The 6,303-nt window shown below is 52.7% G+C and carries 14 protein-coding genes; all 14 read right to left on the reverse strand.

Going from position 1 to position 6,303, the window contains the following annotated elements:
* Positions 1–163: 163 nt before the first annotated feature.
* Positions 164–490, reverse strand: a complete 327-nt coding sequence (locus JNL86_11130; protein MBL8043459.1) for a 50S ribosomal protein L24 — start codon at positions 488–490, stop codon at positions 164–166.
* Between the two features lie 26 nt (positions 491–516).
* The gene (gene rplN / locus JNL86_11135) at positions 517–885 is read right to left on the reverse strand and encodes a 50S ribosomal protein L14 (protein MBL8043460.1); all 369 of its coding nucleotides are present in this window, start codon (positions 883–885) and stop codon (positions 517–519) included.
* Between the two features lie 59 nt (positions 886–944).
* Positions 945–1,214 (reverse strand): 30S ribosomal protein S17, encoded by a 270-nt coding sequence (gene rpsQ / locus JNL86_11140; GenBank protein MBL8043461.1) that lies wholly within the window; start codon positions 1,212–1,214, stop codon positions 945–947.
* 14 nt (positions 1,215–1,228) lie between these two features.
* On the reverse strand, positions 1,229–1,450 hold the full coding sequence (rpmC, locus tag JNL86_11145) for a 50S ribosomal protein L29 (protein ID MBL8043462.1): 222 nt from the start codon (positions 1,448–1,450) through the stop codon (positions 1,229–1,231).
* A gap of 27 nt (positions 1,451–1,477) precedes the next feature.
* Positions 1,478–1,894: a 50S ribosomal protein L16 gene (gene rplP, locus JNL86_11150; GenBank protein MBL8043463.1), complete on the reverse strand. Its 417-nt coding sequence runs from the start codon at positions 1,892–1,894 to the stop codon at positions 1,478–1,480.
* A gap of 27 nt (positions 1,895–1,921) precedes the next feature.
* Positions 1,922–2,590: a 30S ribosomal protein S3 gene (rpsC, locus tag JNL86_11155; protein ID MBL8043464.1), complete on the reverse strand. Its 669-nt coding sequence runs from the start codon at positions 2,588–2,590 to the stop codon at positions 1,922–1,924.
* Positions 2,591–2,622: 32 nt separating this feature from the next.
* Positions 2,623–2,976, reverse strand: coding sequence for a 50S ribosomal protein L22 (rplV, locus tag JNL86_11160; GenBank protein MBL8043465.1), 354 nt, complete (start codon positions 2,974–2,976; stop codon positions 2,623–2,625).
* A 43-nt stretch (positions 2,977–3,019) separates the two neighbouring features.
* Positions 3,020–3,307: a 30S ribosomal protein S19 gene (gene rpsS / locus JNL86_11165; GenBank protein MBL8043466.1), complete on the reverse strand. Its 288-nt coding sequence runs from the start codon at positions 3,305–3,307 to the stop codon at positions 3,020–3,022.
* A gap of 9 nt (positions 3,308–3,316) precedes the next feature.
* A complete protein-coding gene (gene rplB / locus JNL86_11170) occupies positions 3,317–4,144 on the reverse strand; it encodes a 50S ribosomal protein L2 (protein ID MBL8043467.1) in 828 nt (275 codons plus the stop codon).
* A 26-nt stretch (positions 4,145–4,170) separates the two neighbouring features.
* A complete protein-coding gene (locus JNL86_11175; GenBank protein MBL8043468.1) occupies positions 4,171–4,464 on the reverse strand; it encodes a 50S ribosomal protein L23 in 294 nt (97 codons plus the stop codon).
* A complete protein-coding gene (gene rplD / locus JNL86_11180) occupies positions 4,461–5,084 on the reverse strand; it encodes a 50S ribosomal protein L4 (GenBank protein MBL8043469.1) in 624 nt (207 codons plus the stop codon). Before rplD ends, JNL86_11175 begins: the two co-directional genes overlap by 4 nt.
* A gap of 3 nt (positions 5,085–5,087) precedes the next feature.
* Positions 5,088–5,708: a 50S ribosomal protein L3 gene (gene rplC, locus JNL86_11185; GenBank protein MBL8043470.1), complete on the reverse strand. Its 621-nt coding sequence runs from the start codon at positions 5,706–5,708 to the stop codon at positions 5,088–5,090.
* A 41-nt stretch (positions 5,709–5,749) separates the two neighbouring features.
* Positions 5,750–6,061, reverse strand: a complete 312-nt coding sequence (gene rpsJ, locus JNL86_11190; GenBank protein MBL8043471.1) for a 30S ribosomal protein S10 — start codon at positions 6,059–6,061, stop codon at positions 5,750–5,752.
* Positions 6,062–6,101: 40 nt separating this feature from the next.
* Positions 6,102–6,303, reverse strand: a 202-nt coding sequence (gene tuf / locus JNL86_11195) for an elongation factor Tu (protein ID MBL8043472.1), incomplete at its 5' end; no start/stop codon positions are given.

The raw sequence follows: 6,303 nt of genomic DNA on the forward strand, positions 1-6,303 counted from the left end.
TCGCGATAGGTATCCCTGAGCCTCGGTGAGAATTGGTGCTCCGTTCCGGCCTCCTGAGAAACCTCCGGCGTAGCGACTTCTTTTTTACCTGATGATTTGGGCGCAGCTCCCTTTCCGCCCTTACCCTTCTCTACTTTTGCCATGAACGTCTTTCCTGTTCCGACTATTCGACAGTTTCTTTTGATTTCTTACTCAGCCTGATCCGACGCCCATCTTCCTGGCGTCTAATCCCAAGGCGAGTCGGCTTCTTCGTCACTGGACACAAAAACATGACATTTGAAATGGCGAGAGGGGCCTCACGCTCAAGAATTCCACCCTGCCGCAAGTTCTGATTCGGCTTCGTGTGACGCTTGATCATGTTGAGCTTTTCTACGAGAACCTTTCCGTTCACCGTATCTACCGACAGAACTTTGCCGGATTTTCCCCGCTCACGCCCGGTCGTCACCACCACAGTGTCGCCCTTGCGAATTTTTGTTTTGATTCGTGCCATCCCTACCAGAACCTTTCTTCCGTCAACTACAAGACTTCCGGCGCAAGCGAAATAATTTTCATGAACTTCTTCCAACGAAGCTCACGAGCCACCGGGCCGAAAATACGTGTACCCACAGGCTCCCCTTGGGCGTTAATCAAGACACAGGCGTTGCGGTCAAACTTGATGTAAGAACCATCGTCACGCCGGACCTCTTTGGTCGTACGTACGATGACGGCCCGACTCACATCACCCTTCTTCACGCCAGCCTGAGGGATGGCCTCTTTCACTGCCACTACCACGATGTCTCCCAGCGATCCATATCGACGCCTGGTCCCGCCGAGAACGTGAAAACACATGACTTGCTTCGCGCCGGAATTATCGGCCACATCCATGTATGTGTAATTCTGAATCATTCCCTGCCCTACTCACTGCCAAGAGTGCAACCCCTCGGCTGCTGAAGTGTAATCCGCGGTTACTTTTCCGGTTGGCCCTTGACCATGACGCGAACCACGCGCCAATGCTTATCCTTACTGATGGGGCGTGTTTCGCTTAACTGCACCCGATCCCCTACCTTACACGCATTTCCCTCATCATGGGCCTTCAGTTTCGTGACCCGGCGGAGAACTTTCTTGTACACGGGATGAATGACAGAGCGTTCAACGGCAACAACGACGGTCTTATTCATCTTGTTGCTGACGACATTCCCATACCACTGACGTCGATGTTCTTGACCTTCCTTCATACGCCCCTTCTCTCTTACTTCACGACCGCGTGACCGGTCTGCTCCTGCAACAGTTCCAGTTGACGTCTGACCGTCTTCACCCGGGCAATATCGCGCTTGGTCGAGCGCACTTGCATCGGATTTTCAAGGCGGCCAATGCCAAGCTGAAATCGAAAATTAAAGAGCTCTTGTCGCAGCTGTTTTTCTTTTTGTACTAACTCTTCAACAGAGAGCGCACTGAGATCTTTCACATCCATCACATCACCACTCACACGAACTACAGGTTACTGAAATTCACCACGGATCACGAACTTCGTCGCAATCGGTAGCTTGTACGAAGCTAACCGCAAGGCTTGCTTCGCAATGTCCGGAGCCACGCCGCTCATCTCGTACATAATGCGGCCAGGCTTCACGACAGCTACCCAATACTCGGGATTGCCCTTACCTTTACCCATACGAGTTTCTGCCGGCTTCTTCGTAATGGGCTTGTCAGGAAAAATTCTTGTCCACACTTGCCCGCCACGTTTCACGAATCGCGTGATGGCAATACGAGCAGCTTCAATTTGACGGCTCGTGACCCAACCTGGCTCAAGCGCTTTCAATCCGAATTCACCCAACGTAATAGCTCCGCCGCGATAGGCTTTCCCTCGCATTCGGCCCTTCTGCATTTTTCTAAACTTGACTTTCTTTGGCGCTAACACAAACCCACCTTTTCCTTGTCGAGGTTCTTAGCCTAGCCGCCCAAGTGCGGCATCTGGCTTCAATTGCAGTGCGGGCAACATTTCACCTTTGTAGATCCAGGTCTTGACCCCGATCTGCCCCATGGTGGTATGCGCCTCCGCAAACCCGTAGTCGACTTCGGCTCGAAGAGTATGAAGGGGGACACGACCTTCGCGGTACCATTCGGTTCTCGCGATTTCGGCCCCGCCTAATCGCCCAGCCACCATAATCTTGATACCTTGTGCGCCAAGCCTGAGGGCCGACTGCACACTTCGCTTCATTGCACGGCGAAATGCGACTCGCTTTTCCAATTGAGTGGCGACATTTTCACTGACCAATTGTGCGTCCAATTCCGGCTTCTTGATCTCTTTCACGGTAATGTACGCTTGCCCTGAATATTCCTTCTCTAAGGCAGCCTTAAGCTTGTCGACCTCAGCGCCTTTTCTCCCAATGATGATCCCCGGCCGAGCAGTATGAATAATCACTCTGGTCTGATCACCGGATCGCTCAATTTCTACCTTGGCCACGCCAGCATGGTAGAGTTTCGCCTTGACCATTTTCCTGATCTTGATGTCCTGATGCAGCAGTCTGGCGTAGTCTTTGTCGGCGTACCAACGCGAGCTCCAGGTATAGTTGTAGCCGATGCGGTAACCAATTGGATGTGTCTTCTGACCCATGAAGAATAACCCTCAGTATAAAGGTAAAAACATTAGCTATTCTGAGCGGTGCTCGGAGCGGCTACGGCGATCGTAATATGGCTGGTACGCTTTTGAATCGAATTCGCACGCCCCATTGATCGCGCCCGAAAGCGCTTATAAATCGGGCCGCAATTCACGACGGCCTGGGAAACCCACATCTCATCACTATCGCCCAATTCTTTTTGCTCGGCATTGGCGACCGCAGACCGCAACAGTTTCTCGATCACCCGAGCCGCATGCTTCGGGGTGTGCCGCAACATAGCCAGAGCCATGGGAACCTGTTGTCCACGAATCATATCGATCACCACACGAGCTTTTCGTGGTGTTACTCTGACGAACCGTAAATTTGCTTTTGCTTCTGCCATAGCTGACTCCACCCACACTCGCAACCCCAGAAGGGAGCAACGATTACTTTAGTGCCACTGCCTTTTCTGTCTTCGCCTGTCCGTGCCCTTTAAAAAATCTAGTCGGCGAGAACTCACCAAGTTTATGGCCGACCATGTTTTCCGTGACAAATACAGGAATAAATTTCTTCCCGTTATGCACCGCAAACGTGTGACCAATCATGTCCGGGATCACGGTGGACCGCCGAGACCAGGTCTTGATTAACTTGCGGTCCTTGGTTTGATTCATCTGCTCTACCTTTTTTAACAGATGATCGTCGACGAACGGGCCCTTAGTAATTGAACGAGGCATCTTCCGCTCCTACTTCTTCCTACGCGCAATGATGAACTTATCAGTCGCCTTGTTCTTACGGGTCTTATATCCCTTGGTGGGAGTACCCCACGGAGAGACGGGGTGCGGATTTCCCTGACCAGACTTTCCTTCACCGCCTCCGTGCGGGTGATCGACTGGGTTCATCACGACTCCGCGAACATGAGGGCGCTTACCCTTCCAACGCGAACGACCAGCCTTTCCGACGATGACATTCTCATGATCGACGTTACCAACCTGTCCAACTGTCGCCATGCAGGTCGATAAGATCTTCCGCATCTCTCCAGACTTAAGACGAATTTGAACGTACGCACCGTCGCGCCCCATAACCTGCGCTGAGCCGCCAGCACTACGAATGAGCTGACCACCCTTACCCGGCTTCAACTCGATGTTATGAATCGTAGTACCCAAGGGCATACTGATCAATGGAAGGGCGTTTCCAGGCCTCACTTCGGCGCCATCACCGGACTGAACCATATCACCCACCGAGAGCCCCACCGGCGCTAAAATATAACGCTTCTCTCCATCAACATAATGAAGCAGCGCGATTCTCGAAGAACGATTGGGATCGTATTCAATCGCGGCAACTTTCGCCGGAATACCTGACTTGTCCCGCCGAAAATCAATCTGCCGATAGAGACGCTTATGCCCACCCCCACGAAAGCGAATGGTTTGACGACCGTCGTTATTTCGCCCACCGGTGCGGAGATGAAACCCAGTCAAAGCCTTTTCAGGCTTCTTCTTGCTGATCTGCTCATCCTGGAGAGCCGTCATTCCACGACGACCAGGTGAAGTTGGCTTGTAAACCTTAAGAGACATAGCTGATTCTCACTTTATCGAGACTCCTAGACGCTTTCGTAAAGCTCCAGCTTCTCGCCTTCCTTCAACGTGACAAACGCCTTCTTCCAATCAGAGCGCCGACCAACAAATCGGCCAAGACGTTTCACCTTGCCACGAATATTTACCACATTGACGCGGGCAACCTTCACCTTCAACAGGGTTTCAACGGCCTGCCGAATTTGAATCTTATTCGCATCCGGATGAACAAGAAAACCAACGGTATTTCCTTGCTCACGCAAGGCAGTGATTTTCTCGGTCAGCAATGGCTGAATTAGCACCTGGTGTAGGTCGCCTTTCATGACCACACCTCCTTCACTCGATCTAACTCACTCTGAGGAATGACCAACGAGTGACAGCGCAACACGTCATAGACATTGAGCTCTTCAGGACGTAGCACGATCACATTCGAAAGATTCTTCCCCGCCTGCACAACGTGAGAGTTTTGATCTGCAACTACAAGCAATGCATTGCCAACGATTCCGAGTTTCGCCAAGGCAGACGCCAACAGCTTCGTCTTGGCTTCAGCAATACTCAATTCTGAAACGACGACAACACTCCCCTCCAACACCTTGGCTGACAAGGCACTTTGAATAGCCGCTCGATACTTTTTCTTGGGCATCCCGAACGCGTAACTTCTCGGCTTCGGGCCAAATACGGTTCCACCATGTCGCCAGACAGGCGAGCGAAGCGATCCCGCACGCGCGCGACCCGTATGCTTCTGCTTCCAAGGCTTCTTACCGGACCCACTGACTTCCCCACGACGCAGGGTCGATGCGGTCCCTTGACGACCACAGGCACGCTGCATCACCACTGCCTCATGAACAAGAGGGGCGTGAGGTTTACAGCCGAACACTTCGCTCGGCAAGTCGACACTCCCCACCTTTTTCTTCTGTGCGTCTACCACATCAACGATCGGCATAGCTCAACTCTTCTTTGACTTCCGCACAACCAGCAGCCCATTGACACCACCGGGCACTGCTCCGCGGACAAACAACAGGTTTTCATCTGGACGAGCTTCGACCACTTTCAAGCGCTGAACCGTGACTCGCTCATCTCCCATGTGACCGGGCAATGCTTTATTCTTCCAAACACGAGAAGGATAAGAACTGGCACCAATCGATCCAGGTGCCCGGTGAAACATGGATCCGTGCGTCTCTGGACCACCGGCATAATTATGCCTCCGCACAACTCCCTGAAAGCCCTTACCCTTCGAGACCCCGACGACATCTACCCAATCGCCCTTCTTGAAAATATCGACCTTAATGGTCGCCCCGACAGAAACATCACCGGTCTTCGGAAACTCCCTCAACCATCGGCTCGCTGGCGCCTGATGCTTCTTCAAGTGCCCCAGTTCGGCGCCGGACAACCGACCTTCCTTCACTTCACCAAAGGATAATTGCACCGCTTCATAGCCATCTCGCTCCTTAGTTTTGAGCGAAACAACGCGGCACGGCCCCGCCTCAATAACGGTCACTGGCGCGAGGACGGTTTCGTCATACATTTGGGTCATCCCCAACTTTTTACCCAACAATCCGTTTGTCATGGCCTTCCTGTCAGCTCACAAAAAGATCGAACAGAACTCAATCAGAGCTTAATCTCCACGTCAACACCAGCCGCCAAGTTTAGCTTCATCAAGGAGTCCATTGTTTCCGGAGTAGGCTCCATAATATCCAGCAGACGCTTGTGTGTGCGGATTTCAAATTGCTCTCGAGATTTCTTATCAACGTGAGTCGATCGCTGCACGGTAAACTTCTCAATACGAGTCGGCAATGGAATGGGCCCCACCACCCTTGCACCGCTGCGCCGGACCGTCTCCACAATCTCCACCACAGACTGATCAAGCACGCGATAATCAAATCCGCGAAGCCTGATGCGAATTCTTTGATCGACTTTCACGCTCAACTCCTCACATGCCGGCCTCTCGACCGGAACATCACTACGCTAGAATTTCCGTGACGACGCCTGAGCCGACGGTTTTGCCGCCCTCGCGCACCGCGAACCGCAAGCCCTGATCCATCGCGATCGGGCTGATCAATTCGCCCGTCACCGTCACATTGTCGCCCGGCATCACCATCTCCACGCCCGCCGCCAACGTCACGATCCCCGTCACGTCCGTCGTCCGGAAGTAGAACTGCGGC

This window comes from Nitrospira sp., from assembly GCA_016788885.1.
Classification (GTDB): domain Bacteria; phylum Nitrospirota; class Nitrospiria; order Nitrospirales; family Nitrospiraceae; genus Nitrospira_A.

Excerpts from the sequence above, each read along its gene's own strand:
- JNL86_11130 (MBL8043459.1), bottom strand. The coding sequence starts at position 490 with ATGGCACGAATCAAAACAAAAATTCGCAAGGGCGACACTGTGGTGGTG.
- rplN (MBL8043460.1), bottom strand. The coding sequence starts at position 885 with ATGATTCAGAATTACACATACATGGATGTGGCCGATAATTCCGGCGCG.
- rpsQ (MBL8043461.1), bottom strand. The coding sequence starts at position 1,214 with ATGAAGGAAGGTCAAGAACATCGACGTCAGTGGTATGGGAATGTCGTC.
- rpmC (MBL8043462.1), bottom strand. The coding sequence starts at position 1,450 with ATGGATGTGAAAGATCTCAGTGCGCTCTCTGTTGAAGAGTTAGTACAA.
- rpsC (MBL8043464.1), bottom strand. The coding sequence starts at position 2,590 with ATGGGTCAGAAGACACATCCAATTGGTTACCGCATCGGCTACAACTAT.
- rplV (MBL8043465.1), bottom strand. The coding sequence starts at position 2,976 with ATGGCAGAAGCAAAAGCAAATTTACGGTTCGTCAGAGTAACACCACGA.
- rpsS (MBL8043466.1), bottom strand. The coding sequence starts at position 3,307 with ATGCCTCGTTCAATTACTAAGGGCCCGTTCGTCGACGATCATCTGTTA.
- rplB (MBL8043467.1), bottom strand. The coding sequence starts at position 4,144 with ATGTCTCTTAAGGTTTACAAGCCAACTTCACCTGGTCGTCGTGGAATG.
- JNL86_11175 (MBL8043468.1), bottom strand. The coding sequence starts at position 4,464 with ATGAAAGGCGACCTACACCAGGTGCTAATTCAGCCATTGCTGACCGAG.
- rplD (MBL8043469.1), bottom strand. The coding sequence starts at position 5,084 with ATGCCGATCGTTGATGTGGTAGACGCACAGAAGAAAAAGGTGGGGAGT.
- rplC (MBL8043470.1), bottom strand. The coding sequence starts at position 5,708 with ATGACAAACGGATTGTTGGGTAAAAAGTTGGGGATGACCCAAATGTAT.